Origin of the sequence: Streptomyces sp. ISL-99, assembly GCF_018614005.1 — a bacterium.
Classification (GTDB): Bacteria; Actinomycetota; Actinomycetes; order Streptomycetales; family Streptomycetaceae; genus Streptomyces; species Streptomyces flavidovirens.
In genome coordinates, this window is record NZ_JAGGPC010000029.1 from 1 (window position 1) to 25,949 (window position 25,949).

Genomic DNA, 25,949 nt, shown 5'->3' on the forward strand with positions numbered 1-25,949 from the left:
AGCGCCGCCGCTGAGTTCCCCGACCGACCGGGGAACTCAGCGGCGGCGCTTTTCCGTTACCGGCCCGTCGTCACCAGAATTTCCGTCACGGGTACGGACCCCGCCATTCCGCGGCGCTGTGACGTGTGGCACTATGCTCGCCACCCCTGCCGGCACAGCCCCCAGGAGACACCCCGCGTGCAGCCCTCCGCCGCCCTGGACCTCGCGCACACCCGGCCCCGCCCGGTGCACTGGCTCGCCACCGCCGCCGCCATGGCCGCGGTCGTCGCCGCGGCCGGCCTGCTCCAGCCCGAAGCCGCCACTGCCTCCCAGACGGCCCCGGGGGCGGGACCCCGGCCGGTCAGGGCCGCGGCAGAACCCGCACCCGACGCGTCGAGCGCGGTGTATCCGCTGGAGTGTCACGGTGAGAAGCCCGCCGTGGTCAAGCAGGGCTCCGGCGACCTCGACGGCGACGGCCGGCCCGAGACCGTGGCGGTCGTGCGCTGCGTGTCGGGAATCGGTACACCGCCGAGCGGCGTCTTCGTACTCACCGGGCCTTCGCGCGTCGTGGCGACGCTGGTGGACCCGGCGGGCGGGATGGGAGTCAGCGATTTCGCGGTGGGCGGAGGCACGGTCTCCGCGACGCTGCTCGGCTACTCGTCGCCGGACGTGCCGCGCTGCTGCCCGGACCGGCAGGAGAAGGTCAAGTGGCAGTGGAAGGGCGGCAAGTTCGCCCGGACCGTCCTGCCGGATGCGCGCAGTATGTGATTCGTCACTCCGCGTCCGGGCCGTACACCTCGACCCTGTCCGAAACGCGGCGCACGTGGATGCAGTCGCCCGGGCACTCCTTCGCCGAGTCGACGACGTCCCTCAGAAGCGGCAGGGGTACGGGCGTTGTGGCGCCGGGGCTCTGCAGCAGTTCGTCGCCGGCGCTCTTCACGTACGCCAGGCCGTCGATGTCGAGCTCGAAGACTTCGGGGGCGTACTGGACGCAGATCCCGTCACCGGTGCAGAGGTCCTGATCGATCCACACCTCGAGCGGGTCGCCGGTCTGTGCGCCGTCGTCGGTGGGAGCCTTCTGCTGCACGGTCATATCTCCTGCCGTTTCCTGCGCGGTTGTAGCAATTGGAGCCAGCCCTGACGGGTGTTGAACACTTCGACGATACAACCGGCCGCTTTCCGATGTTGATGGGTGGGTATTCCCCTGGTGTGAGGGAGTACGCAAGGGTGAAGATCGGACACACCCCGGAGTCTTTGTGATCTAGGGGTTTCAACCCGCACCCGCCCAGGTAGGGTCAGGAAGCGTCCAGCTCCCCTTGGAGGAGGTGAGGACCGTGGCAGCCCACGACGACGACATCAACCGCGGCATCCGGCCCGGGCGAGGGTCTGAGGACCCCGCCGGCCAGGTTGCCTATCTCGAGCAGGAAATCGCCGTCCTGCGCCGCAAGCTCGCCGACTCTCCGCGTCATACGAGGATTCTCGAAGAGCGGATCGTCGAGCTGCAGACCAACTTGGCCGGCGTGTCCGCACAGAACGAGCGGCTCGCCAACACGCTCCGTGAGGCCCGCGATCAGATCGTGGCCCTCAAGGAAGAAGTCGACCGGCTCGCGCAGCCGCCGGCCGGCTTCGGTGTCTTCCTCATGGCGAACGAGGACGGCACGGCCGACATCTTCACCGGTGGCCGCAAGCTACGGGTGAACGTCAGTCCCAGCGTGGAGCTCGAAGAGCTCCGGCGTGGCCAGGAGGTCATGCTCAACGAGGCCCTCAACGTGGTCGAGGCCATGGAGTTCGAGCGCGCCGGGGAAATCGTCACCCTCAAGGAGATCCTTGAGGACGGCGAGCGCGCCCTGGTGCTGGGGCACACCGACGAGGAGCGGGTGGTGCGGCTCGCCGAGCCGCTGATGGACGTCACCATCCGCCCCGGCGACGCCCTGCTGCTGGAACCCAGGTCCGGTTACGTCTACGAAGTCATCCCGAAGAGCGAGGTCGAAGAGCTCGTCCTCGAAGAGGTCCCGGACGTCGACTACGACAAGATCGGCGGTCTGGGCAGCCAGATCGAAATGATCCGTGACGCGGTCGAGCTTCCGTACCTCTACCCCGACCTCTTCAAGGAGCACGAACTGCGGCCGCCCAAGGGCATCCTGCTCTACGGTCCGCCCGGCTGCGGCAAGACGCTGATCGCGAAAGCCGTCGCCAACTCCCTTGCCAAGAAGGTCGCCGAGGTGACCGGCAAGCCCGCGGGGAAGAGCTACTTCCTCAACATCAAGGGCCCCGAGCTCCTCAACAAGTACGTCGGTGAGACCGAGCGGCACATCCGCCTCGTCTTCCAGCGTGCCCGGGAGAAGGCGAACGAGGGCACCCCTGTCATCGTCTTCTTCGACGAGATGGAGTCGCTCTTCCGCACCCGTGGCTCGGGTGTCAGCTCGGACGTGGAGAACACCATCGTCCCGCAGCTGCTCGCCGAGATCGACGGCGTGGAGGGCCTGGAGAACGTCATCGTCATCGGCGCCTCCAACCGCGAGGACATGATCGACCCGGCGATCCTGCGGCCGGGCCGGCTCGATGTCAAGATCAAGATCGAGCGTCCGGACGCCGAAGCGGCGAAGGACATCTTCGCGAAGTACCTCCGCTCCACCCTGCCGCTGCACGCGGAAGACCTGGCCGAGCACACCGGCTCCAGGGAGGCCGCGGTCCACGGCATGATCCAGTCGGTCGTCGAGCAGATGTACGCGGAATCCGAGGAAAATCGCTTCCTCGAGGTCACGTACGCGAACGGCGACAAGGAAGTCCTGTACTTCAAGGACTTCAATTCCGGCGCGATGATCCAGAACATCGTCGACCGGGCCAAGAAGATGGCCATCAAGGCCTTCCTCGACCAGAACCAGAAGGGCCTCAGGGTCTCCCACCTCCTCCAGGCTTGCGTGGACGAGTTCAAGGAGAACGAGGACCTGCCGAACACCACGAACCCGGACGACTGGGCACGTATCTCCGGAAAGAAGGGCGAGCGGATTGTATTCATCCGCACGCTCGTCACTGGAAAACAGGGCGCGGACACCGGGCGCTCCATCGACACGGTGGCAAACACCGGTCAGTACCTCTAGATCGCAGACCGGCTGCGGGTGCCCGCCCGGGCATCCGCAGCCGGCTGCTTTCCAGCCACCCCCGCCGCCACACCGACCACACCAGAGCAATGACGCAATTGATCTCCCCACCAGCGCAAAGGCGTTCTAGGCTGGCTCTTCGGTACCGCCGAGTCGCGCTGTGCGGGACCGGGCACCGCACACGCACCGGAGAACCAGCGGTACTTGAGTGCCGCCCCCGTCCGGGGGCGACGCGGGCAAGGAGGGCCGCATGACCGTACGGCGAGTAATGGGCATCGAGACGGAGTACGGGATCTCCGTCCCCGGCCACCCCAACGCCAATGCCATGCTCACCTCGTCCCAGATCGTCAACGCCTACGCGGCGGCGATGCACCGGGCGCGCCGCGCCCGCTGGGACTTCGAGGAGGAGAACCCGCTGCGGGACGCGCGAGGCTTCGACCTCGCCCGGGAGGCCGCCGACAACAGTCAGCTCACCGACGAGGACATCGGCCTCGCCAATGTCATCCTCACCAATGGCGCGCGGCTGTACGTCGACCACGCGCACCCCGAGTACAGCTCGCCGGAGGTGACCAATCCGCTCGACGCGGTGCTCTGGGACAAGGCCGGCGAACGGATCATGGCCGAGGCCGCCGAGCGGGCCGCGCAGCTCCCCGGCGCCCAGCCGATCCACCTCTACAAGAACAACACCGACAACAAGGGCGCGTCCTACGGCACGCACGAGAACTACCTGATGAAGCGGGAGACCCCCTTCTCGGACATCGTGCGCCACCTGACGCCGTTCTTCGTGTCCCGGCAGGTGGTCACGGGCGCGGGCAGGGTGGGCATCGGCCAGGACGGCCACGAGCACGGCTTCCAGATCAGCCAGCGCGCCGACTATTTCGAGGTCGAGGTCGGCCTGGAGACCACGCTCAAGCGCCCCATCATCAACACCCGCGACGAGCCGCACTCCGACGCCGAGAAGTACCGCAGGCTGCACGTCATCATCGGCGACGCGAACCTCTCCGAGATCTCGACGTATCTGAAGCTGGGCACGACGTCCCTGGTGCTCTCCATGATCGAGGACGGCTTCATCAACGTCGACCTCGCGGTCGACCAGCCGGTGCGCACCCTGCACCAGGTCTCGCACGACCCGACACTGCAACGGCTGATCACGCTCCGCAGCGGCCGGACACTCACCGCTGTCCAGCTGCAGATGGAGTACTTCGAGCTGGCGCGCAAGTACGTCGAGGAGCGGTTCGGCGTCGACGCGGACGACCAGACCAAGGACGTCCTGGGGCGCTGGGAGGACGTACTGAACCGGCTGGAGAACGACCCGATGAGCCTCTCGGGCGAGCTGGACTGGATCGCCAAGCGGGAGCTTCTCGAGGGCTACCGCAGGCGCGACAACCTGGACTGGGACGCGCCCAGGCTCCACCTGGTGGACCTCCAGTACGCCGACGTGCGCCCCGAGAAGGGCCTGTACAACCGCCTGGCGGCCCGCGGGAAGATGAAGCGGCTCCTGGATGAGGGTGGGGTGCGGAAGGCCGAGACAAAGCCTCCTGAGGACACGCGGGCCTATTTCCGCGGGCGCTGCCTGGAGCAGTACGCGGACGACGTCGCGGCGGCCTCCTGGGACTCGGTGATCTTCGACCTGCCGGGCCGGGACTCGCTCCAGCGAGTGCCCACCCTGGAACCGTTGCGCGGTACACGTAATCACGTCAAGGAGCTTCTCGACCGGTGCAGGACGGCGGAGGACCTGGTCCGGGTCCTTTCGGGCGGCTGAAAGGTGCGGCGGGTGGGAATCATCGAGGTGATCCCCACGCGTTGTGAAAGTACGGCGCGGATGTCAGACCCCGCTTGTAGGGTCTGATCAAGGACATCGAACCGAGCGAGCGGGGTGAGGTAGAGATGGCGACCAAGGACACCGACGGCGGACAGCAGAAGGCGACGCGTTCCACCGAGGAGACCGAGGAGACCGCGCAGGACGCGCAGGCTGCGGAGGACCTCAAGGAGCGCCAGGAGAAGCTGAGCGACGACGTCGACTCGGTTCTGGACGAAATCGACGACGTACTTGAGGAAAACGCAGAGGACTTCGTGCGCTCATTTGTGCAAAAAGGCGGTCAATAACAGACATGTCGGAGCCTGTCGAGGGGAAGCAGTGCAGTGGGTGTAAGCGGAGGCTGTCGTTTGCGTCCTTCGCTGCGGACAGGAACAGGCGCGATGGTCTTCAGGTGCGATGCCGGGAGTGCGTGGCCGAGTACGGAGCCGCGCATTACCGGCGCCGCCGGGAGGCAATCGGTAAGCCTGTGCGCGAGAAGGTGGACGTTCCGCCTGAGCACAAACTGTGCCGCGTGTGTGGAGAGATCAAGCCCCATAGCGAGTGGGACCGGAATGCCAGGGCCTCCGACGGTCTGTCCACTCGGTGTAAACCCTGTCGCGCGGCCGAGAACCGAGCGGCCTACTTCATGCGTCAGTACGGCATTACCGAGGCTGAGCGCGACGAGATGATCTCGACGCAGGTGGGGGTCTGCTCGATCTGTCTGGCTGCTCCCGCAGTTCACGTGGATCACTGTCACGAGACGGGTAGGGTCCGAGGCGTACTGTGCTTCAACTGCAATTCGGCCATCGGCAAGTTGGGGGATGATCCCGATACCTTGCGTCGGGCCATCGCATACCTGGAGGGAAACGCGTGGAAGCCAACACTCGTAGCACCGGGCGTCTACCAGCTGCCTTCCTGACGCCGGGCTCCTCGTCCTTCATGGACTTCCTGTCGGACCACTCACCCGGGATGCTGCCGGGCAACCGTGTCCTGCCGCCCATGAAGGGCGTCATAGAGGCGCCGCACGGCACGACGATCGTCGCCGCAGCGTTCCCCGGCGGCGTGGTGCTCGCCGGTGACCGGCGGGCCACCATGGGCAACATGATCGCGCAGCGCGACATTGAGAAGGTCTTCCCCGCCGACGAGTACTCGGCGGTGGGCATCGCCGGCACCGCCGGTCTCGCGGTGGAGATGGTCAGGCTCTTCCAGCTTGAGCTGGAGCACTTCGAGAAGGTGGAAGGCGCCCAGCTCTCCCTGGAGGGCAAGGCGAACCGGCTCTCCACGATGATCCGCAGCAACCTCGGCATGGCGATGCAGGGCCTGGCCGTCGTCCCGCTCTTCGCCGGCTGGGACGTCGACCGGGAGAAGGGCCGCATCTTCTCGTACGACGTGACGGGCGGCCGCTCCGAGGAGCACGGATTCGCGGCGACGGGCTCCGGTTCCATCTTCGCCCGCGGGTCGATGAAGAAGCTGTACCGCGACGATCTGACGGAGCAGCAGGCGACCACGCTCGTGGTCCAGGCGCTGTACGACGCGGCCGACGACGACTCGGCGACCGGTGGCCCGGACGTGGCCCGCCGTATCTACCCGATCGTCACCGTGATCACCGAAGAGGGATTCCGGCGGCTCACCGAGGCGGAGTCCTCCGAGCTGGCCCGCTCGATCCTCGAGCGGCGGCTGGAGCAGCCCGACGGTCCCCGGGCCGCGCTTCTCTGACGGCTCCTGTCCTTGGGAATCAACGTGATAACGACAGAAAGGGACGGATAGCCGGTGTCGACGCCGTTCTATGTCTCACCCCAGCAGGCCATGGCCGACCGGGCGGAATACGCCCGGAAGGGCATCGCCCGCGGTCGCAGCCTTGTCGTGCTGCAGTACGCCGACGGCATCGTATTCGTCGGCGAGAACCCGTCCCGCGCACTGCACAAGTTCAGCGAGATCTATGACCGGATCGGCTTCGCCGCCGCCGGCAAGTACAACGAGTACGAGAACCTGCGGATCGGCGGCGTCCGGTACGCCGATCTGCGGGGATACACGTACGACCGTGAAGATGTGACGGCCCGTGGCCTCGCCAACGTCTACGCGCAGACGCTGGGCACGATCTTCTCCAGCAACGCGGAGAAGCCGTACGAGGTGGAGCTGGTCGTCGCCGAGGTCGGGGCCCGGCCCGAGGGTGACCAGATCTACCGGCTGCCCCACGACGGTTCGATCGTGGACGAGCACGGTTCGGTCGCGGTCGGCGGCAACGCGGAGCAGATCAGCAGCTTCCTCGACCAGCGCCACCGGGACGGGATGACGCTGGCGGAGGCGCTCAAGCTCGCCGTGCAGGCGCTCTCGCGGGACACCAACGGCAGTGAGCGGGAGATCCCCGCCGAGCGGCTGGAGGTGGCGGTCCTGGACCGTACGCGCCCGCAGGAGCGCAAGTTCAAGCGCATCGTCGGCCGCCAGCTGGCGCGCCTGCTGGAGGCGGACGGCGACGCGGCCACTCCCACCGACACCCCGTCGGACACCGAGGAGCCGTAGCCGCTCCGACACCACCGTCCGGTGCCCCGGCCGCCCAGCGGTCCGGGGCACACGCGTCATCCGACGGTGCGTCAGACGCGTGCGGTGGAGCCGCGGACCCTCAGCTCCACGGGGATCTCGCCGCCCTCGGGCCGCCGGCCTTCCAGGACGGCCAGCAGTGCGGCCATGCCCCGCTCTCCGACCTGCTCGGCGGCCAGCCGTACGGTGGTGAGTTCCGGCTCCACGGCGGTCGCCAGAGCGAGGTCGTCGAAGCCGGTGACCGAGACGTCCTCGGGCACCCGCAGTCCGAGGCGGCGCACCGCCTTGCAGGCGCCCGCCGCGACGATGTCGTCGTCGCAGACCAGCGCCGTCGGCCTCGGCCCGGGACCGGTCAGGGCCAGTTCGGCGGCCGCTCTGGCGCCGTGCACGTCCAGGGGCGCGGGCACCGTGCGTACGACCGCGTCGGGGGTCCGGCGCAGCGCGTCGTGGAGGGCCGCGGCGCGTACATCGAACGTCCAGGACGCCACGGCCGACGCGAGATGGACGAACCGCCGGTGGCCGAGAGCGAGCAGATGCTCCGTCACCTGGCGCATCCCGTCGGCGATGTCGAGGTTCACGTACGCGGCGGCGCCCGGGTCCGCCGGATCGCTGTCGAGCATCACGAGCGGCAGCCCCGCGCCCCGGATCGCGCCGAGGGCGCCGGCGGCCATGGACGACGCGATGACGCCGTCCAGGGTGGCCTGTGCCGAGGCGAAGGGGTCGCGGGCGGGGCCCACGCCCTCGGGGGAGGGGTAGAGGACGACGCCGAAATCGTGGGCGGCGGCCGTGCGGGCGGCGCCCGTGTAGACCCGGGCGAAGAATTCGTTGGTCAGCGCGGGTACGACGAGCAGCGCGGTCCTGGTCCTGCCGAGCCGCAGGTTCCGGGCGGCGAGGTTCGGGCGGTACCCGAGGTCCCGCGCTGCCCCGCGCACCAGATCCGCGGTGCGCTCCGACACACGCCCGCGCCACTTGTCGCCGAGCACGAGCGAGACGGTCGCCTGCGAGACCCCGGCGGCGCGGGCGACGTCCCTGCTGGTCGGCGGCGCGTGAGGCGTCCCGGCACCGGCGGCCTCGTAGGTCTCGTCCGGGGAGTCGTCCGGGCTCGTCACTCGTGCCTCCGCAGCAAGGGCTCATGACCGCGAGGTGGACCCGCGGCCTGGCTCATGGTACGTATGGCACAGCACGTTATACGTACAACTTCGGTGCGCACCGGAGCGGAGAGGGGCGGACATGGCCGCGGGATACGCGGAACTGCTCAGGACGCGGTACGCCGCGCGCCTGCTGGCGGGCACTTTGGTGGGGCGGCTGCCCAACGCCACCGCCCCCATCGCGATCGTGCTGCTCACCCGCGCCGAGGGCGGCAGCTACTCGCTGGCCGGCGGCCTCGCCGCGGTGTACGGGCTGGCCAACGCGGTGGGACAGCCGCTGCTCGGCCGGGCCGTGGACCTGTACGGGCAGCCGCGCGTGCAACTCCCCGCCGCCGTACTGTCCGCCCTGGGCATGGTCCTGCTCACCCTCGCCGGAATCGACCCGCTGCCGCTCACGTACGCCGCCGTGGCCCTGGCGGGCGTCTTCACGCCGCCCCTCGAAGGGGGCCTGCGGGCGCTGTGGCCCAATGTGCTCGGCCGAGAGGACCGGGTGCACCGGGCGTACGCCATGGACGCGGTGGCGCAGGAAATCATGTTCACCGTCGGTCCCTTGCTCGTCACGCTGCTCGTGGCGCTCTGGTCGCCGGCGGCCGCACTGCTCGTCATCAACGCCGTAGGCGTGCTGGGCGCGCTGTCCGTCGTACTGTCCGAGCCTTCGCGCACCTGGCGTTCGGCGCCCCGGGAGGCGCACTGGCTGGGCGCCCTGCGCTCGCCGGGCCTGCTGGCCCTCCTCGGCTCCTTCTTCTTCGTCGGCCTCGCCCTCGGCTCCATCACCGTCGCGGGTGTCGCGTACGCCGACGACCACGGCCGGGAAGCGGTGTACGGCTGGCTGATGGCGGCGCTCGGGCTCGGCGCGCTCGCCGGCGGCGTGGTGTACGGCGCCCGGCAGTGGGCCGGCGCCCCCGAACGGCGGCTGCGGTTCATCGTCGCCCTGCTCGCGGCCGGTTACCTGCCACTCATGCTCACCCCCGGCGTCCCGGCGATGGTCGTACTCGCGGCCGTCTCCGGAGTCTTCCTCGCCCCCGCGCTCGCCTGCGCCTTCATCGTCGTCGACCGGCACGCCCCGCGCGGCACCGTCACCGAGGCGTTCTCCTGGCTGGTCACCACCTTCGGCGTAGGCGCCGCGGTGGGAACCGGCGCCGCGGGACCGGCCGTCGAGTACGGCGGCACGGCCGCGAGCTTCGCCGTCGCGGCGGGCGGCGGAGTGGCCGCGCTGCTTGTCCTGCTGGCCACCCGGCGGGTTCTCACGATTCCCGTTGTCACGCCCCTTCCCACAGACTCCGTCGTAATGCCTTCCGAAAATGATCGAATCGGTGCGGCCGAACCCGGTTTCAGGACAGGCCATCAGGCGTAATGTTCAGTCATGGACCGCCGCATTTTCGGGCTGGAGAACGAGTACGGCGTCACGTGCACGTTCAGGGGACAGCGCCGACTGTCACCTGACGAAGTGGCGCGCTACCTCTTCCGCCGTGTTGTGTCATGGGGCCGCAGCAGCAATGTCTTCCTGCGGAACGGCGCCCGCCTCTACCTCGACGTGGGATCGCATCCGGAATACGCAACTCCCGAATGCGACAACGTGACCGAGCTCGTCACCCACGACAAGGCGGGCGAGCGCATTCTCGAAGGTCTGCTCGTCGACGCCGAACGCCGCCTGCACGAGGAGGGAATCGCGGGCGACGTCTATCTCTTCAAGAACAACACCGACTCTGCGGGAAACTCCTACGGCTGCCACGAGAATTACCTGGTGGCCCGGCACGGAGAGTTCTCCAGGCTCGCGGACATCCTCATCCCGTTCCTCGTCACCCGGCAGCTCATCTGCGGCGCCGGCAAGGTGCTGCAGACCCCGCGGGGCGCGGTCTTCTGCGTCAGCCAGCGTGCCGAGCACATCTGGGAGGGCGTCAGCTCCGCGACGACCCGCTCCCGTCCGATCATCAACACCCGCGACGAACCGCACGCCGACGCCGAGCGCTACCGCAGGCTCCACGTCATCGTCGGTGACTCCAACATGTCCGAGACGACCATGCTCCTCAAGGTCGGCGCCACCGACCTCGTCCTGCGCATGATCGAGGCGGGCACGGTGATGCGCGACCTCACCCTGGAGAACCCCATCCGGGCCATCCGTGAGGTCAGCCACGACATCACCGGGCAGCGCAAGGTGCGCCTGGCCAGCGGGCGCGAGGCGTCCGCCATAGAGGTGCAGCGGGAGTACTACGAGAAGGCCGTGGACTTCGTGGACCGCCGCGGCATCCGTACGGGCACGGTCGAGCAGGTCCTCGAACTGTGGGGCCGCGCGCTCGACGCGATCGAGGCCGAGGACCTCGACCGGATCGGCACCGAAATCGACTGGGTCATGAAGTACAAGCTGATCGAGCGCTACCGCGGCAAGCACAACATGACCATGTCGCACCCCCGGGTCGCCCAGATAGACCTCGCCTACCACGACATCCACCGTCGGCGCGGGCTCTATTACCTGCTGGAGAAGAAGGGACAAGCCGCCCGCATCTGCAACGACTTGAAGATCTTCGAAGGCAAGTCGGTGCCGCCGCAGACCACCCGGGCGCGGCTGCGCGGCGACTTCATCCGCAGGGCCCAGGAACAGCGCAGGGACTTCACCGTCGACTGGGTGCACCTCAAGCTCAACGACCAGGCACAGCGCACAGTGTTGTGCAAGGACCCCTTCCGGTCGGTCGACGACCGGGTGGAAAAGCTCATCGCCGGTATGTGATCCGGCCATGTCCGGTTTTCCGGAACGCAACCCGGGCCCCGCACGTTCCTCGTGCGGGGCCCGGGCCACGCCTTAGAGTGGCGGGCGACTACTGTGCCGTCTGAGATCTGAGGAACACGTGCGCCGACTTGCCGGCCTACTTGTCGTCCCCCTGCTGCTGCTCTCGACAGCGGCGTGTGGCAGCGACGACAAGGGCTCCGACTCCACCTCGTCAAAGAACGGACTGCCGGCGATCACCGCGGGCGAAAAGTTCGGCGAGAAGCCGACCCTGGCCAAGGGGGAGGGCGATCCCCCCAAGGAACTCAAGTCCGAGGTCCTCAGCAAGGGCAAGGACGATGCTGAGGCCATCAAAAAGGGTGACGCCATCGAGGTGAACTACCTCGGCCAGCAGTGGGACTCCACGAAGCCCTTCGACAACAGTTTCGACCGCAAGCAGCCCTTCCCGCTGACCCTCGGCGCCGGCATGGTCATCCCCGGCTGGGACAAGGGCCTGGAGGGCCACAAGGTCGGCAGCCGCGTCCAGCTCGTCATCCCACCCGAGATGGGTTACGGCGCGCAGGGCCAGCCCCCCACGATCAAGCCGAACGCCACCCTGGTCTTCGTCGTGGACATCCTGAAGGCCAAGAGCATCCCCTCCTCCGCCAAGGGCGGCGAGGTCGCGCAGGACAACATCGACCTGCCCAAGGTCGGCGTCAACACCGACGGCAAGGCGCCGAAGGTCACGATGCCGAAGAAGTCGGACCCGCCGAAGAAGCTCGTCTCCACCTACGTACTGGAGAGCGACGGCGCGGTGGTGAAGGACTCCGACACGGTGTCCGTCGCCTACCAGGGGCTGATCTGGAAGGACGGCAAGCTCTTCGACAGCACGTACGCCCAGGGCAAGACCCAGCAGTTCGCGCTGCCGCAGGTCACGCTGAAGGGCCTCAAAAACGGCCTGGTCGGCAAGAAGGCCGGCAGCCGCGTGCTCCTCGTCATCCCGCCGGACCAGGCCTTCGGTGACAAGAAGCAGCAGTCCATCCCCGCCAACTCGACGCTGGTGTTCCAGGTGGACATTCTCGCGGTGATGTAAGACTGTCCAGGTTGCCCAGTTCGTAGTACAGAGGAGCATTTTCCGTGAGCATCGAGAAGCCCGAGATCGACTTCCCGGGTGGCGAGCCGCCGAAGGACCTGCAGATCAGGGACATCTGGGAGGGCGACGGCGAGGTCGCGAAGGCAGGCCACAACGTCAAGGTCCACTACGTGGGTGTGGCCTTCTCCACCGGCGAGGAGTTCGACTCGAGCTGGAACCGCGGCACGCCGCTGCAGTTCCCGCTCGGTGCCGGCCGCGTCATCGCCGGCTGGGACCAGGGCGTGCAGGGCATGAAGGTCGGCGGCCGCCGCGAGCTGATCATTCCCCCGCACCTCGCGTACGGCGACCACGGCGCCGGCGGCGTCATCAAGCCGGGCGAGACGCTGATCTTCGTCTGCGACCTCGTCGCGGTCTGATCAAGGTCGCTCTCTGATCAAGTGAGAGCGGTACGAGGGCCCATGCCGTCCGGCATGGGCCCTCGGCTTTTGCCGCGACACCCCGGGGCGGTACGGTCGACGGTCGTAGAGCAAGAGAGAGGGTGCCGATGGCGATTGCCAAGGCCGAACGGTTGATGAACCTGGCGTTGTGCCTGCTCGGGACCCGGCGCCCGCTCAGCAAGCGGGAACTGCGGGGGTCCATCGAGGCTTACCTCGAAGCGGGCACGGACGATTCCTTCAACCGCATGTTCGAGCGCGACAAGGACGATCTGCGCGAACTCGGTCTGGTCATCGAGACCGTCGAGAACCTCGACGGCGACGCCGGCTACCTGGCCCGCCGCGACAGCAACCGCCTGCCCGCCATCACCCTCGACGCCGAGGAGGCCGCCGCCCTCGGCCTCGCCGCCAAGGTCTGGCAGCAGGCCCGCCTCGCCGGCGCCGCCAGCGGCGCGCTGCAGAAGCTGCGCGCGGCGGGCATGCCCGAGGCGGAGGACCCGTACGAAGGCCACCAGAGCGCCCTCGAACCCCGCATCCCGGTGCACGAGACGGCCTTCGAGCCCTTGATGCTGGCCTGCCGTGACCGGCGGCCCGTCGTCTTCGACTACCGCAAGGCCAACGCCGCCCGCCCCGAGACCCGGCACGTCGAGCCGTGGACGCTGGAGTGCTGGCGCGGCCACTGGTACCTCGCCGGCTGGGACCGCGAGCGCGGCGCCGAGCGGGTCTTCCGGCTCTCCCGGATCACCGGCAAGGTGCGCTCGCGCGCCGGGTCCTTCACGGCCGAGGTGCCGGACGTCGTGACCGTACGCGAGACCGTCGAGAGCTGGGCGGGCGAGACGGCGACCCGCAGCGCCCTGATCAAGCTGCGCCAGGGCTCCGGCTACCCGCTGCGGGCCCGGGCCACCGCCGTACGGGACCTGGGTGACGGCTGGGACGAGCTGGCGATCCCGTACGGGCACGGGCTCGACGCCTGGCTCGTCGAGCTCGGCCCCGAGGTCGTCGTACTGGAGCCCGCTGATCTGCGGGCGGACGTCGTGGACCGGCTGCGCGCCGTGGCCAAGGACTGAGGGGGGCCACGAGACCATGGCCACGAACGCGATCGACCAGACCCGGCGGATGCTCTCCCTGGTGACGTACCTGCGGGAGCGCCCCGGCGCGCACGTCAGCGATGTCGCCCGCGCCTTCGGCATCACCGAGGACGAGCTGATCTCCGACCTCGACGTCCTGCCCATGTGCGGGACCAGCTTCCGCGGCGGCGACCTCCTCGACATCGACACCGACGGCGACCGGATCTGGTGGCACAACCCGGACGACGTCGCCGAGCCGCTGCGGCTCGCCGCCGACGAGGCCACCGCGCTGCTCGTCGCCGCCCGCGCCGTCTCCACGCTTCCCGGCCTGCGTGAGGGTGACCGGCAGGCGCTGCTGCGCGCCACGGCGAAGCTGGAGGCCGCGGCGGGCGAGGCGGCGGGCGCCAGCTCCAGGTTCTCGGTGACCTTCGAGTCCGAGGGCGGGGTCTTCGCGGACGTCGACCGGGCGATCTCGGAGCGGCGCCGGCTGTGGCTGCGCTACTACTCACCGGCGCGCGACGAGCTCACCGAGCGCGAGGTCGACCCGATCCGGCTCTTCGCCGTGGGGCACACCTACATGGAGGCGTGGTGCCGGCTCTCCGAGGCACGGCGTACGTTCCGGCTCGACCGGGTCGCCGAGATCAGACTGCTCGACGAGCCGTCCGTACCCCCGGAGATCGAGCTGCGTGACCTGTCGGAGGGGCTCGTGCAGCCCGCGGCGGACGACCCCGAGGTGGTGGTGGAGGTCGGGCCGGGCGGGCGCTGGGTCGCCGAGTACTACCCGCACGACAGCGCGGAGGAACTGCCCGACGGCGGCCTGCGGATCACGCTGCGTACGCCGGAACCGGCCTCGCTGCGGCGGCTCGCGCTGCGGCTCGGCAGGGACGGGCACATCGTGTCGCCCCCGGAGCTGGCGGTCAGCGCGCGGGAAGCGGCCCGCGAGGCGCTCGCGGCGTACGAGAGCGCCGGTCAGGTCTGAGGAGATTGGTGGACATGTCGCTACTGCCCGGTATTCCCACCCAGGTGGGCCCCGTCCTCTTCAAGGCGGGCTGCCCCGACTGCGGAGCCCGCTTCGAACTGTCCGCGGGCTCGCTGCGCCTCGCGATCGGCGCCAGCCGCCGTACGACCTTCTACTCCTTCACCTGCCCCGAGTGCGAGGCGCCGGTGCGCAAACCGGCGGGGGAGCGGATCGTCGAGCTGCTCACGGGGGGCGGCGTACGGACGCTGCGACTCCACTCCACGGTCTGACCGTCTAGGCTCTGCGCATGCTCTGGCCGATGCTCGCAATCGCTTTTGGTTTCTGTGGTCTTGCCGTACTGGGCGTGCTGGCGATCCGGGTGTTCGTCGAGGTCCAGCGCCTCGGGCGCCAGGTCGCCGAGACCTCGAGGGACATCAACAAGGCGGCGGAGAACCTGGAACGCGCGGCCGAGGACCTGGCGCGCACCGGCGAGGCGTGGCGGTAGGAGCGCGGCCCGCCGCCGGGCGCGGGCGGGGGCGTAGGCTGGCCGAGCGACTCCTGCAATGAGGCGCGGGTCGCAATCCGGAGTACGCATGGGCATTGCCCCGCGTTTACTCCTACGGGTTACGATCGCTTGAGCATGAAGGGCGGACATCGGTCCGACCGGAGGGACAGCCCCGCAGTTCCACCCCAGCCGCCTCAGTGAGAAGGAAGTCGCACATGATCGGCAATCTGAAGCCCCTCGAGATCGTTCTGATCTTCGCCGTCATTCTGTTGCTCTTCGGTGCCAAGAAGCTTCCGGACATGGCGCGTTCACTCGGCAAGTCCGCTCGTATTCTCAAGAGCGAGGCCAAGGCGATGAAGAAGGACGACGAGGCCACGACTCCGGCCGACGCCGCCCCGGCGACGCCCGACCAGCAGGCTCCCGCACCGCGGACGATCAAGGCCGCGCCCGGCGATGTGACCAGCGCGCGTCCGGTGAACGACCCGACCCACACCACTCAGAGCTGACGCGGTTCAGTCGAATCCGATACAGCTGCCGCACGAGACGAGGGGCGTGGGTTGCTCAAGTCTGCCCGCAAGCAGGTGAAGGACGACGAGGGGCGTATGCCGCTCGCCGAGCACCTGCGTGAGCTGCGTAACCGACTGCTGAAGTCTGTACTGGCCATCGTTGTCATGGTGGTTGTCGCAGCGTTCTATCAGCGGGAAATCTTCAGGTTCCTGATGCAGCCCATCCTGTCCTCGGTGGGCTGTGTGGACGGCGCCATGACCATGCGCAACGGCAAGCCGTGCGCGTCGATGACGACCAACGGTCTGCTGTCGCCCTTCACCATCGCGCTCAAGGTCTCGCTGATGGCCGGCGTCCTGGTGGCCACCCCGGTATGGCTCTACCAGCTCTGGGCGTTCGTCGCGCCCGGCCTGCACCGCACCGAGAAGCGCTACTCGCTGGCCTTCGTGGCGGTGGGGGTCCCGCTCTTCGCGGGCGGCGCCTACCTGGCGTACGCGATCCTCCCGCAGACCGCTGAGATCATGCTCAGCTTCACGCCCGACGACGCGCAGAACCTGCTGCCGCTCGACGACTACCTCGACCTGATCACCCGCATGGTGATCGTCTTCGGTCTTGCCTTCGAGCTGCCGCTGCTGCTCATCCTGCTCAACATCACCGGCGTCCTCACGGGCGCGCGCATGCTGCGCTGGTGGCGCGGAATGCTCGTCGGCCTCACCGCCTTCGCGGCCATCGCCACCCCTGGTGGCGAGCCCATCTCGATGCTGCTGCTGGCGGGCCCACTGGCCGTCCTCTACTTCATCGCGGTCGGCTTCTCGCTGCTCAATGACAAGCGCCGGCGGCGAAACGATCCGGACGCCGAGCTGGACGACGACGAGGCGTCGGCACTCGACCTCAGTCCCGAGGCCGTCGGGGAAGTCGAAGCCGTGTCCGCCTCGCGCGCGCTGCCCGAGCAGGCCGGTGCCGAGAGCTCGGGGCAGGCACGCAAGCAGCTGAACGGCTACGACGACGTCACCTGACTTTCAGGGTCCCGCCGGGCTGCGATAAAGATCGGGCTGACTGTCATACCTGGCGGGTAGGCTCGAAGACAAGATGACAGAGGAACTCTCCCCAGCTGAGCGTTACGCCGCTGCCCGGACCCGCGCGGCCGAGCAGGCCACCGCGCTTGCACCCTTCCGCGAGCTGTACGACTTCGAGCTGGACCCGTACCAGATCGAGGCATGCAAAGCCCTCGAAGCCGGAAAGGGCGTGCTCGTGGCCGCCCCGACCGGCTCGGGCAAAACCATCGTCGGCGAGTTCGCCGTGCACCTGGCTCTGGCCGAGCGGCGCAAGTGCTTCTACACCACGCCCATCAAGGCGCTGTCGAACCAGAAGTTCCAGGACCTGGTGAGGCGCTACGGCGCCGACAAGGTCGGGCTGCTGACCGGTGACAACAGCGTCAACCCCGACGCCCCGGTGATCGTCATGACCACCGAGGTCCTGCGGAACATGCTGTACGCGGGATCGCAGGCGCTGCGCGGGCTCGCCTATGTGGTGATGGACGAGGTGCACTACCTCTCCGACCGCTTCCGCGGCGCCGTCTGGGAAGAGGTGATCATCCACCTCCCCGATTCGGTGACGCTGGTGTCGCTGTCGGCGACCGTGTCCAACGCGGAGGAGTTCGGCGACTGGCTGGACACCGTCCGCGGTGACACCGAAGTGATTGTCTCCGAGCACCGGCCCGTGCCGCTGTGGCAGCACGTGCTCGCCGGGCGCAAGATGTACGACCTCTTCGAGGAGTCCGACGACGGCCGGGGCGGCAGGCGCGAGGTCAACCCCGACCTGGTGCGCATGGCACGCATGGAGAACGGCACCCCGTCCTTCGCGCGCGGCCGCGGCCGCGGAAACATGCGGGAGGCGGACCGGGAGCGGGAGCGCAGGCAGCGCAGCCGTATCTGGACGCCCGCCAGGCCCGAGGTCATCGAGCGGCTCGACAGCGCGGGCCTGCTGCCCGCGATCACCTTCATCTTCAGCCGGGCCGCGTGTGAGGCCGCCGTACAGCAGTGCATGTACGCGGGCCTGCGCCTCAACGACCAGGACGAGCGCATGCTGGTGCGCGAGATCGTCGAGGAGCGGACGGCCTCCATCCCCGGCGAGGACCTGCACGTCCTGGGGTACTACGAATGGCTCGAAGGCCTGGAGCGGGGCATCGCCGCGCACCACGCCGGGATGCTGCCGACCTTCAAGGAGGTCGTCGAGGAGCTGTTCGTACGGGGGCTGGTCAAGGCTGTCTTCGCGACCGAGACGCTGGCGCTCGGCATCAACATGCCGGCCCGCTCGGTGGTGCTGGAGAAGCTCGTCAAGTGGAACGGTGAACAGCACGCCGACATCACCCCCGGCGAGTACACCCAGCTCACCGGCCGGGCGGGGCGGCGCGGCATCGACGTCGAGGGCCACGCCGTGGTGCTCTGGCAGCGCGGTATGGATCCGGGGGCGCTCGCGGGACTGGCCGGGACGCGTACGTACCCGCTGCGCTCCAGCTTCAGGCCGTCGTACAACATGGCGGTCAACCTGGTGGAGCAGTTCGGGCGGCACCGCTCGCGCGAGCTGCTGGAAACCTCCTTCGCGCAGTTCCAGGCCGACAAGTCGGTCGTCGGGATCTCGAAGCAGGTCCAGAAGAACGAAGAGGGCATACAGGGCTACCGGGAGGGCATGACCTGTCACCTCGGGGACTTCGAGGAGTACGCGCGGCTGCGCCGCGACCTCAAGGACCGCGAGACCGAGCTGGCCAAGCAGGGCGCTGTGCAGCGGCGGGTCGCTGCGGCCGCGTCGCTGGAGAAGCTCAAGACCGGTGACATCATCCACGTGCCCACCGGTAAGTTCGCCGGTCTGGCGCTGGTGCTGGATCCGGGGCTGCCCGCCGGGCGGGCCAACGGACACCGCGGATTCGATCAGCACGACGGGCCGCGGCCTCTGGTCCTGACCGCCGAGCGGCAGGTCAAGCGGCTCGCGTCGATCGACTTTCCGGTGCCGGTGGAGGCGCTGGAGCGGATGCGCATCCCGAAGTCGTTCAACGCGCGCAGCCCGCAGTCGCGGCGTGATCTGGCCTCCGCGCTGCGGACCAAGGCCGGGCACATCGCGCCCGAGCGGCACCGCAAGCAGCGCGCGGCGGCGGCTGACGACCGTGAGATCTCGCGGCTGCGTGCCGAGCTGCGCGCGCACCCGTGCCACGGCTGCGACGAGCGTGAGGACCACGCCCGGTGGGCCGAGCGTTACCACCGCCTCCAGCGGGACACGAAGCAGCTGGAGCGGCGCATTGAGGGACGGACGAACACCATCGCCCGTACCTTCGACCGGATCTACGCCCTGCTGACCGAGCTGGACTATTTGCGCGGTGACAAGGCCACCGAGCACGGCAAGCGGCTGGCCCGGCTCTACGGCGAGCTCGACCTGCTGGCGTCCGAGTGCCTGCGCGAGGGCGTGTGGGAAGGGCTCAAGCCGGCCGAACTGGCGGCGTGCGTCTCGGCGTTGGTGTTCGAGGCGCGCCAGGCGGACGACGCGGTCGCGCCGAAGGTGCCGACCGGGCCGGCGAAGATCGCGCTGGCTGAGATGGTCCGCATCTGGGGCAGGCTCGATGCCCTGGAGGAGGAGTTCAAGATCAACCAGGCGGAGGGCGTCGGGCAGCGCGAGCCCGATCTCGGCTTCGCCTGGGCGGTGTACATGTGGGCGTCGGGCAAGGGGCTCGACGAGGTGCTGCGCGAGGCGGAGATGCCGGCGGGGGACTTTGTCCGCTGGTGCAAGCAGGTCATCGACGTACTGGGGCAGATCGCGGCGGCCGCGCCGTCGTCGGCCGAGGGGAGCACGGTCACGAAGAACGCGCGCAAGGCGGTCGACGCCGTGCTGCGTGGCGTGGTCGCGTACTCGTCGGTGGGCTGACGGTTCTTCGCCGGGCTCCAGGTGCTACTGGTGCGCCGCTCCCCGCGAGGCCTCGCGTCTGAGGCTGGAGGGGGGCGGCGCAGTGGTGTCGGTGGGGTCAACAGGCCCTGTGTGACGCGTGGTTGCGTTCGCGCGCCCGTTGCCCGCTCTGCACCGGCCGCGGATCACCGGGAAGTCGCTCTTCCCGCAGCCGGTCGGTCGCGATCCCCACGAATCCGGGGCCCGCGTCGGCGGGGCGCTGGTATGCGACGATCGGCATCATGAGCACCACAGGACGACGGGTCGGACGGCCGCGTGCCCAGCAGCGGCGGGACAACGGGCTGACGCCGCGCGAGGAACTCCTCGAAGCGGCGGCCGAGTTGTTCACCACCCACGGTTACGCGGCCACGACGACCCGCGCCGTCGCCGAGCGCGCCGGGATGCGCCAGGCGACGATGTACCACTATGTCGCCGGCAAGGAAGAACTGCTGGCCGGCCTGCTGGAGTCCACGGTCGCGCCGTCCCTGGCCCTCGCCCGCCGCCTGCTCGCCGACGACACCGCGTCGGCGGAGGCCAGGCTCTGGCAGCTCTGCCGCTCCGACGTCGAGCTGCTGTGCGGCGGTGCGCACAACCTCGGCGCGCTCTATCTGCTGCCGGAGGTGCGCACCGAGGCGTTCTCCGGCTTCCGCCAGGTGCGCGACGATCTCAAGAACGCCTACGGACAGTTGCTGGCCGCGACCAAGGCCTGCGGCGAACTCCACCCGGGTGAACTGGCGCTCCGTACCGACCTGGTCTTCGGGCTCATCGAGGGCGTCATCCTGATCCATCGTTGCGACCCCGACCGCCCGCCCGAAGCCTTCGCCGCCGCGACGGCGGACGCCGCGCTGCGCGTCGCGGGCATCGCGGAGCGCCCGGCGGGCTGAAGCGCCCGACGCCGCGCAGAGCCCGTGGATCGGCCGGCGGGCGGGGCGCCGTGGTCATTGCAGGCCGCGCGCCCGCTCGAAGCGGGTACGTCCCTCGGCGAGGTCCACGACCGGATCCGGGTAGTCGATCCGGGCCCGCTCCGGCCCGGTCACCGTCCAGGGCTGGTGGACGGCCGCTCCCGCGAGCCCCGCGAGTTCGGGCACCCAGCGCCGTACGTAGTCGCCCCTCGGGTCGAAACGCCTGGCCTGGACGAGCGGGTTGAGCAGCCGGTTGGGGCGCGTGTCGGTTCCGGTACCCGCCACCCACTGCCAGTTGAGCTGGTTGTTGGGGATGTCCCCGTCCACCAGCAGATCCAGGAAGTGCCGGGCGCCCACGCGCCAGTCGACGTACAGCGTCTTGGTCAGGAAACTCGCCGCCAGCAGCCGGCCCCGGTTGTGCATCCACCCCTCGTGCCGCAGTTGGCGCATGGCCGCGTCCACCACGGGATATCCGGTGCGGCCCTCCTGCCAGGCGGCGATCTCCTGGCCGTCCGTACGCCACTGATCGCCGCGCGGACGGTAGTCGGACCACGACGCGGCAGGGCGCGCCGCGAGGACCTGGTGGTGGAAGTCCCGCCAGGCGAGCTGCCGTACGAACGCGTCCGCACCCGGGCCACCCCTGCGCCGCGCGCGGTGGATCAGTTCGGCCGCGGAGAGGCAGCCGAAGTGGAGGTGCGGTGAGAGTCGGGAGGTGGCATCACCCGGCAGGTCGTCATGACGTTCCTCGTACGCTTCGACGCCGTCCGCCAGCCAGGCGCGCAGCCGCTTGCGAGCCTCCTGTTCACCGCCCTTCGCGAGACCGGGCGACGTTCCCGTGACGGCGCGGCGTGACGGCAGGGGATCGCTTTCGACGGCGTCCGGGACGCGCACCGACCGGGGAGCCGGCACGGCGTCGCGCACACCGGCCGCTTCCCATTTGCGCAAGTACGGCGTGAAGACGGCGAAGTGGTCCTTGCCGGCCGGCGTGATGTGCCCGGGCGGCACCGCCGTGATCACCGCGTCGTGGACGTGCAGCGCGCACCGGACGTTCCCGAGAGCGGTCCGCAGCCGTTCCTCCCTGCGCGCCGCGTAATGGCTGACCCCGCCGGCGAGATGCACCTCCCGGGCGCCGGACCGGGCCACCACGCGGCAGACCTGTTCCACCACATCGCCCGTACGGACGACAAGGCGCCCACCCCGCTCGCGCAGCCCCGCGTCCAGGGCGGCCAGGCAATCGGCCAGGAAGGCAAGCCGGTTGGGCGCGTCGAAGCCCGCCTCCGTCACGCCCCGGTCCCGTACGAACAGGGGCACCACCTCGTCGGCCCGGCGCAGCGCCGCGGCGAGCACCGGCTGGTCGTACAGCCGCAGGTCCGACGTGAACAGCACCACTGCGACGCTCATACGCGCGGTCCCTTTCCTCTGTGCCGCACAGGGCAGGCGCGGAGGCGGACTGGTCCTGGGCGAAGATCGTTCCACCCCTTATGGTCGCCTTCGTCCGCACCGCGCGCAGGACCACGCGCAGGGCCAGGAAGACCGGCACAGGCCGGTCATGCCGCAAGCTCCTTCTCCGGGACGTCCGATGCCTCCCGTGAGGCAGTGGTACGCAGCGATACGAGCGTTCCCGCGACCGCGCCGACCGCGCCGACCGCGATGAGCGCCGCGGCCGTCAGCGTTGCGCCGTCCGGGTGTATCAGTGCCTGGCCGCGCAGTGCCTGCCAGGTGAGCAGGGCGAGGACGGCGGCGTACGAACCGGAGGCCACCAGGACGAGCCGCAGCCGTACGCGTTCGTCGCGCAGCCGGGCCAGGCGCGGGGCGAGGGCGACGAGGAGGAGCAGGAAGAGCGGGATCAGCTGAAGGGCGTGCATACCGACGAAGTGCGGTATGCGCAGGTCCCCGCCGGTCGTGGACCAGCCCGTCAACGGCATCGAGGGACCGCCCTCGGGTACGCCGACGGTGTGCGCGCCGACCACGCCGGACACGCCCCGGCCGCCCGCCGCCTGCTGCTCGGGGGTGGGCTGCGTCATGAGGTTGCCCAGACCCGCTCCCACCAGCGCGATGACCGCGCCGAGCCGTATCGCCCAGGCCGACGCGCGGTCGGGCAGTCGCGAGCGGAAGAGCAGCACGGCGATGACCAGTGAGCCGATCCACAGCGTCACGATTGTCACGGCCATGATGTTGAACAGCAGCCCGTCGAAGGCGGTCTCGTAGTTGAAGTGGCTTCGCCGGCCGCGGATCACCTGGCCGACGATGATGACCATCTCGATCGCACCGGTCAGGGCGACCACCGTGCCGGCCCACCACCCCACCCGGCGCCCGCGTGTGGCCAGCGACAGCATCCAGGCCAGCGTCATCGCGTACATCAGCAGCGACACCGAGAACTTGAGGGGCTTGAACCAGATCGCCGAGCCCGCCAGGACCCGGTCGTCGACGGCCATTCCCACCGCCGAGACGACGGCCAGAACAACCATCACGGCGGAGAAGACGAGCAGTGGCCGGTGCCAGGCGAGCCATGGACGGGATGCAGTCGTGGTGACCATGGGAGTGGGTTCCCTTCCCCGTTATAGATAGTGCCTCTATCCGCTATCCGATAGTGGAACTATCTATGATGGGATGGGGGCTGGCAAGCAGCACGGAGAGGTGAACGCCAAGTGCGCATCGGTGAGTTGAGTCGCAGAACAGGGGTCCCCGTACCGACCGTCAAGTACTACGTACGGGAAGGGCTGTTGCCCCCCGGGCAGCTGACCAGCCCGAACCAGGCGAGTTACGACGAGACGCACGAGCGCAGGCTGCGGCTGATCCGCGCGCTGCTCGACGTGGGCGGGCTGAAGGTGGCCGCCATCCGGGAGGTGCTCGCGGCGGCCGACGATCCGGCCCGGTCGGTGCACGGCGTACTGGGCGAGGCGACGAACAGCATCATCACGCGGTACGGCGAGGAGGCCGACGACGAGGCCGTGGCCGCCCGGGCCGAGGTGGACGCCCTGATGGCCCGGCGTGGCTGGCAGGTCGACCCGGACCATCCGGCCGCCGACGCGCTGGCGGCGGCGCTGGCCGCACTCGGCCGGCTCGGGCACGGCGGCTTCGCCCGCGTGCTCGACGACTACGCCGACGCGGCGCAGGCCGTCGCCCGCGCGGACCTCGGGTACGTCGCGGGGCGGGCCGCGATGGACGACCTGGTGGAGAGCGTGGTGATCGGCACGGTGCTCGGAGACGCGGTGTTCATCGCGCTGCGCAGGCTCGCGCAGGTGGACGAGTCGGCTCGTATCTACGGAGCCGGCAAAGCCCCCCGCTGACTACCGGCGAGGGGCCGAGTGGTGTCCGTACGGACAAGGGTGGGGCGGGGGATCAGGCGGCGGACTCCTGCTCGCGCTCGACCTGCTCGTTCCACTCGCGCTTGACCGCGCGCCAGGCGTCGTCGTCCTGGCCGAGCCGCCAGTAGCCCGAGATGGACAGCCGCTCCCGCGCGATTCCGCGGTCCAGACGCAGATGGCGGCGGAGGTCCTTCACGAAGCCCGCCTCGCCGTGGACGAAGGCGTGGACGTCGCCCGCCGGGAAGTCGAGGCCGCGCACGGCGGCGACGAGAGCTTCGCCCACGGGGTTCTGGCCACGGTGCAGCCAGGTCACCGCCACCCCGTCGGGCGTGGCGATCTTCTGCTCCTCCTCGAAGCCCGCCACCTCGACGAAGGCGTGCACCACGGCGCCTTCCGGCATCCGTTCCAGGGAAGCGGCGATGGCGGGGAGCGCGCTTTCGTCGCCCACCAGCAGATGCCAGTCGGCCGCCGGGTCCGGGGCGTAACCGCCGCCGGGGCCGAGGAAGCGCACCGTCTCGCCGGGCTGTGCCCGCGCCGCCCACGGACCGGCCAGACCCTCGTCGCCGTGCACCACGAAGTCGACCGTCAGTTCACGCTGTACGGCGTCCCAGGCGCGCACCGTGTACGTCCTGGTGACCGGCCACTGCTCGGCCGGGAACTCCTCGCGGACGCGGGCCATGTCGAACGGCTCCGGGTAGACCACGCCCGCCGGAGGGAACAGCACCTTGATGTAGTGGTCGGTGAACTCGTCGGCGGCGAAGCCGGCCAGCCCCTCACCGCCCAGGACGACGCGCACCATGTGCCGCGCGATCCGCTCGGTGCGCACCACCTGTGCCTCGCGGGCCTGCGGTGTCTTGCGGGCCGGTCGTTCTGCCACGGCGCTCTCCCCTGACTCTCGCTTGCTCAGACGCTTGCTTAGGCTTACCTAAGTCAGCAGTCTAACCATGGAGAGTCGTGAGCAACCGCTCCAGCGAACCTCCGAGCCCCCACCGCGCCGCCAGCTCGTCGAGCGCGGCCGGGTCGAGCGGCTCGCTCGGCAGCGCCGGATCGAAGTCCGGCAGCGGTACGTCGGAGGCGACGCGCACCACCTTCGGCGCCACGGCGAGGTAGTCCCGCGCCCCGTCCAGTCGCTTGCGCTGCGACGGCGTGAGCCCGGACACCGGGTCGTCGACCGCCGCCATGATCCCGGCCAGGTCGCCGTACGCGGCGAGGAGCTTCGCGGCCGTCTTCTCGCCGATCCCCGGAACGCCCGGAAGTCCGTCGCTCGGGTCGCCGCGCAGGAGCGCCAGATCGACATACCCGGGACCGCTCACGGCGTACTTCTCGCGCAGCCACGCCTCGTCGGTGACCTGGAGCGAGCCGACACCCTTGAGCGGGTACAGGACGCGCACCTCACGGGCGTCGTCGACCAGCTGGTAGAGATCGCGGTCACCGGTGACGATGTCGACGGGCCCGGCGGCCAGTCCCGCGAGTGTGCCGATCACGTCGTCCGCCTCGTACGGCTCGACGCCCACCCGGGCGATCCCCAGCGCGTCGAGAACATCCTCGATGACCGGCACCTGGGGCGAGAGCGTGTCCGGGATCTCCTCCTCGTCCGGCCCCGTCGCCGTCTCCTCCGCGACGCGATGCGCCTTGTAGGAGGGGATCAGCTCCACCCGCCAGTGCGGCCGCCAGTCGGCGTCCATGCAGGCGACGAGGTCGTCGGGGTGGTGGTCCTGGACGAGCCGGGTGATGAAGTCGAGCAGGCCGCGTACGGCGTTGACCGGCGTGCCGTCCGGAGCGCGTACGGAATCCGGGACTCCGTAATACGCGCGGAAGTAGAGGGAGGCGGTGTCGAGGAGCATCAGGCGTCGCGTCACACCCCGATCATGCCGCACGCCTTCCATGCCGTACGCCGCGAAAGTGACCGCCAAGTGAAGTGGATCACTCTTGTGTTTGGCTTCTGTAAGAGAGGGCAGGCGCGGCCTCGGAGTGGACCCATTG

26 protein-coding genes are annotated in these 25,949 nt (G+C 69.4%); 20 read left to right on the forward strand and 6 right to left on the reverse strand.

The features are described from left to right. Window positions 1-177 precede the first annotated feature (177 nt). On the forward strand, window positions 178-747 hold the full coding sequence (locus tag J7E91_RS17580; protein WP_214905989.1) for a hypothetical protein: 570 nt from the start codon (window positions 178-180) through the stop codon (window positions 745-747). 4 nt (window positions 748-751) lie between these two features. Here the strand turns inward: J7E91_RS17580 and J7E91_RS17585 are convergent, their stop codons facing one another. Then, window positions 752-1,072 (reverse strand): ferredoxin, encoded by a 321-nt coding sequence (locus J7E91_RS17585; protein WP_028815463.1) that lies wholly within the window; start codon window positions 1,070-1,072, stop codon window positions 752-754. A 241-nt stretch (window positions 1,073-1,313) separates the two neighbouring features. Between J7E91_RS17585 and arc the strand changes: the two genes are divergently transcribed. The 6 genes from arc (at window position 1,314) to prcA (ending at window position 7,398) form a co-directional block, all read left to right on the forward strand. Next, entirely contained in the window at window positions 1,314-3,080 is a 1,767-nt protein-coding gene (arc, locus tag J7E91_RS17590; RefSeq protein ID WP_214905316.1) for a proteasome ATPase, read from the forward strand. Between the two features lie 250 nt (window positions 3,081-3,330). Continuing rightward, window positions 3,331-4,842: a depupylase/deamidase Dop gene (gene dop / locus J7E91_RS17595; RefSeq protein ID WP_355719831.1), complete on the forward strand. Its 1,512-nt coding sequence runs from the start codon at window positions 3,331-3,333 to the stop codon at window positions 4,840-4,842. 125 nt (window positions 4,843-4,967) lie between these two features. Next, a complete protein-coding gene (locus J7E91_RS17600; RefSeq protein ID WP_214905319.1) occupies window positions 4,968-5,186 on the forward strand; it encodes a ubiquitin-like protein Pup in 219 nt (72 codons plus the stop codon). 5 nt (window positions 5,187-5,191) lie between these two features. Further along, a complete protein-coding gene (locus J7E91_RS17605) occupies window positions 5,192-5,797 on the forward strand; it encodes an endonuclease VII domain-containing protein (RefSeq protein WP_214905322.1) in 606 nt (201 codons plus the stop codon). Beyond that, window positions 5,749-6,594, forward strand: a complete 846-nt coding sequence (prcB, locus tag J7E91_RS17610; RefSeq protein ID WP_214905325.1) for a proteasome subunit beta — start codon at window positions 5,749-5,751, stop codon at window positions 6,592-6,594. The genes J7E91_RS17605 and prcB overlap by 49 nt, the downstream gene beginning before the upstream one ends. 54 nt (window positions 6,595-6,648) lie before the next feature. Beyond that, entirely contained in the window at window positions 6,649-7,398 is a 750-nt protein-coding gene (gene prcA, locus J7E91_RS17615; RefSeq protein WP_051338729.1) for a proteasome subunit alpha, read from the forward strand. Between the two features lie 71 nt (window positions 7,399-7,469). Here the strand turns inward: prcA and J7E91_RS17620 are convergent, their stop codons facing one another. After that, on the reverse strand, window positions 7,470-8,525 hold the full coding sequence (locus J7E91_RS17620) for a LacI family DNA-binding transcriptional regulator (protein WP_214905329.1): 1,056 nt from the start codon (window positions 8,523-8,525) through the stop codon (window positions 7,470-7,472). Between the two features lie 121 nt (window positions 8,526-8,646). Between J7E91_RS17620 and J7E91_RS17625 the strand changes: the two genes are divergently transcribed. The 12 genes from J7E91_RS17625 (at window position 8,647) to J7E91_RS17680 (ending at window position 20,640) form a co-directional block, all read left to right on the forward strand. After that, on the forward strand, window positions 8,647-9,918 hold the full coding sequence (locus J7E91_RS17625; RefSeq protein ID WP_214905331.1) for an MFS transporter: 1,272 nt from the start codon (window positions 8,647-8,649) through the stop codon (window positions 9,916-9,918). Window positions 9,919-9,927: 9 nt separating this feature from the next. Beyond that, on the forward strand, window positions 9,928-11,289 hold the full coding sequence (pafA, locus tag J7E91_RS17630) for a Pup--protein ligase (RefSeq protein ID WP_214905335.1): 1,362 nt from the start codon (window positions 9,928-9,930) through the stop codon (window positions 11,287-11,289). Window positions 11,290-11,407: 118 nt separating this feature from the next. Next, window positions 11,408-12,358: an FKBP-type peptidyl-prolyl cis-trans isomerase gene (locus J7E91_RS17635; RefSeq protein ID WP_214905338.1), complete on the forward strand. Its 951-nt coding sequence runs from the start codon at window positions 11,408-11,410 to the stop codon at window positions 12,356-12,358. A gap of 44 nt (window positions 12,359-12,402) precedes the next feature. Beyond that, on the forward strand, window positions 12,403-12,774 hold the full coding sequence (locus J7E91_RS17640; RefSeq protein WP_214905343.1) for an FKBP-type peptidyl-prolyl cis-trans isomerase: 372 nt from the start codon (window positions 12,403-12,405) through the stop codon (window positions 12,772-12,774). Window positions 12,775-12,902: 128 nt separating this feature from the next. Further along, entirely contained in the window at window positions 12,903-13,859 is a 957-nt protein-coding gene (locus tag J7E91_RS17645; RefSeq protein ID WP_214905345.1) for a YafY family protein, read from the forward strand. A 16-nt stretch (window positions 13,860-13,875) separates the two neighbouring features. Beyond that, the gene (locus J7E91_RS17650) at window positions 13,876-14,838 is read left to right on the forward strand and encodes a YafY family protein (protein WP_214905348.1); all 963 of its coding nucleotides are present in this window, start codon (window positions 13,876-13,878) and stop codon (window positions 14,836-14,838) included. Between the two features lie 14 nt (window positions 14,839-14,852). Beyond that, on the forward strand, window positions 14,853-15,107 hold the full coding sequence (locus tag J7E91_RS17655; protein WP_214905351.1) for a phage terminase large subunit family protein: 255 nt from the start codon (window positions 14,853-14,855) through the stop codon (window positions 15,105-15,107). Between the two features lie 17 nt (window positions 15,108-15,124). Then, window positions 15,125-15,322 carry a hypothetical protein gene (locus J7E91_RS17660; RefSeq protein WP_214905354.1) on the forward strand — a complete coding sequence of 66 codons (198 nt, stop codon included), beginning with the start codon at window positions 15,125-15,127 and terminating at the stop codon, window positions 15,320-15,322. Between the two features lie 215 nt (window positions 15,323-15,537). Next, window positions 15,538-15,828 carry a Sec-independent protein translocase subunit TatA gene (gene tatA / locus J7E91_RS17665; RefSeq protein ID WP_214905357.1) on the forward strand — a complete coding sequence of 97 codons (291 nt, stop codon included), beginning with the start codon at window positions 15,538-15,540 and terminating at the stop codon, window positions 15,826-15,828. A gap of 51 nt (window positions 15,829-15,879) precedes the next feature. Beyond that, window positions 15,880-16,842: a twin-arginine translocase subunit TatC gene (gene tatC / locus J7E91_RS17670; protein WP_214905374.1), complete on the forward strand. Its 963-nt coding sequence runs from the start codon at window positions 15,880-15,882 to the stop codon at window positions 16,840-16,842. A 73-nt stretch (window positions 16,843-16,915) separates the two neighbouring features. Next, on the forward strand, window positions 16,916-19,738 hold the full coding sequence (locus J7E91_RS17675) for an RNA helicase (RefSeq protein WP_214905390.1): 2,823 nt from the start codon (window positions 16,916-16,918) through the stop codon (window positions 19,736-19,738). Window positions 19,739-19,998: 260 nt separating this feature from the next. Continuing rightward, window positions 19,999-20,640: a TetR/AcrR family transcriptional regulator gene (locus J7E91_RS17680; protein WP_214905393.1), complete on the forward strand. Its 642-nt coding sequence runs from the start codon at window positions 19,999-20,001 to the stop codon at window positions 20,638-20,640. Between the two features lie 54 nt (window positions 20,641-20,694). On the opposite strand, the gene J7E91_RS17685 is transcribed toward J7E91_RS17680, so the two are convergent. Both J7E91_RS17685 and J7E91_RS17690 read right to left on the reverse strand, forming a co-directional pair. Further along, window positions 20,695-22,059 (reverse strand): deoxyribodipyrimidine photo-lyase, encoded by a 1,365-nt coding sequence (locus J7E91_RS17685; RefSeq protein WP_214905397.1) that lies wholly within the window; start codon window positions 22,057-22,059, stop codon window positions 20,695-20,697. A gap of 146 nt (window positions 22,060-22,205) precedes the next feature. After that, window positions 22,206-23,126 carry a hypothetical protein gene (locus J7E91_RS17690; RefSeq protein WP_214906008.1) on the reverse strand — a complete coding sequence of 307 codons (921 nt, stop codon included), beginning with the start codon at window positions 23,124-23,126 and terminating at the stop codon, window positions 22,206-22,208. Between the two features lie 180 nt (window positions 23,127-23,306). On the opposite strand from J7E91_RS17690, the gene J7E91_RS17695 reads away from it, so the two are divergent. Beyond that, a complete protein-coding gene (locus J7E91_RS17695; protein WP_214905400.1) occupies window positions 23,307-23,948 on the forward strand; it encodes a MerR family transcriptional regulator in 642 nt (213 codons plus the stop codon). A 52-nt stretch (window positions 23,949-24,000) separates the two neighbouring features. Here the strand turns inward: J7E91_RS17695 and J7E91_RS17700 are convergent, their stop codons facing one another. Together J7E91_RS17700 and J7E91_RS17705 are read right to left on the reverse strand one after the other, a co-directional pair. Continuing rightward, window positions 24,001-24,843, reverse strand: coding sequence for a siderophore-interacting protein (locus tag J7E91_RS17700; protein WP_214905403.1), 843 nt, complete (start codon window positions 24,841-24,843; stop codon window positions 24,001-24,003). 61 nt (window positions 24,844-24,904) lie between these two features. Beyond that, window positions 24,905-25,810, reverse strand: coding sequence for a 5'-3' exonuclease (locus J7E91_RS17705; RefSeq protein ID WP_214906011.1), 906 nt, complete (start codon window positions 25,808-25,810; stop codon window positions 24,905-24,907). Window positions 25,811-25,949: the final 139 nt, after the last annotated feature.

Excerpts from the sequence above, each read along its gene's own strand:
- pafA (WP_214905335.1), top strand. The coding sequence starts at position 9,928 with ATGGACCGCCGCATTTTCGGGCTGGAGAACGAGTACGGCGTCACGTGC.
- J7E91_RS17600 (WP_214905319.1), top strand. The coding sequence starts at position 4,968 with ATGGCGACCAAGGACACCGACGGCGGACAGCAGAAGGCGACGCGTTCC.
- J7E91_RS17645 (WP_214905345.1), top strand. The coding sequence starts at position 12,903 with ATGGCGATTGCCAAGGCCGAACGGTTGATGAACCTGGCGTTGTGCCTG.
- dop (WP_355719831.1), top strand. The coding sequence starts at position 3,331 with ATGACCGTACGGCGAGTAATGGGCATCGAGACGGAGTACGGGATCTCC.
- J7E91_RS17675 (WP_214905390.1), top strand. The coding sequence starts at position 16,916 with ATGACAGAGGAACTCTCCCCAGCTGAGCGTTACGCCGCTGCCCGGACC.
- J7E91_RS17685 (WP_214905397.1), bottom strand. The coding sequence starts at position 22,059 with ATGAGCGTCGCAGTGGTGCTGTTCACGTCGGACCTGCGGCTGTACGAC.
- J7E91_RS17650 (WP_214905348.1), top strand. The coding sequence starts at position 13,876 with ATGGCCACGAACGCGATCGACCAGACCCGGCGGATGCTCTCCCTGGTG.
- J7E91_RS17625 (WP_214905331.1), top strand. The coding sequence starts at position 8,647 with ATGGCCGCGGGATACGCGGAACTGCTCAGGACGCGGTACGCCGCGCGC.
- tatA (WP_214905357.1), top strand. The coding sequence starts at position 15,538 with ATGATCGGCAATCTGAAGCCCCTCGAGATCGTTCTGATCTTCGCCGTC.
- J7E91_RS17655 (WP_214905351.1), top strand. The coding sequence starts at position 14,853 with ATGTCGCTACTGCCCGGTATTCCCACCCAGGTGGGCCCCGTCCTCTTC.
- J7E91_RS17680 (WP_214905393.1), top strand. The coding sequence starts at position 19,999 with ATGAGCACCACAGGACGACGGGTCGGACGGCCGCGTGCCCAGCAGCGG.
- J7E91_RS17660 (WP_214905354.1), top strand. The coding sequence starts at position 15,125 with ATGCTCTGGCCGATGCTCGCAATCGCTTTTGGTTTCTGTGGTCTTGCC.
- J7E91_RS17690 (WP_214906008.1), bottom strand. The coding sequence starts at position 23,126 with ATGGTTGTTCTGGCCGTCGTCTCGGCGGTGGGAATGGCCGTCGACGAC.
- J7E91_RS17705 (WP_214906011.1), bottom strand. The coding sequence starts at position 25,810 with ATGCTCCTCGACACCGCCTCCCTCTACTTCCGCGCGTATTACGGAGTC.
- J7E91_RS17585 (WP_028815463.1), bottom strand. The coding sequence starts at position 1,072 with ATGACCGTGCAGCAGAAGGCTCCCACCGACGACGGCGCACAGACCGGC.
- J7E91_RS17605 (WP_214905322.1), top strand. The coding sequence starts at position 5,192 with ATGTCGGAGCCTGTCGAGGGGAAGCAGTGCAGTGGGTGTAAGCGGAGG.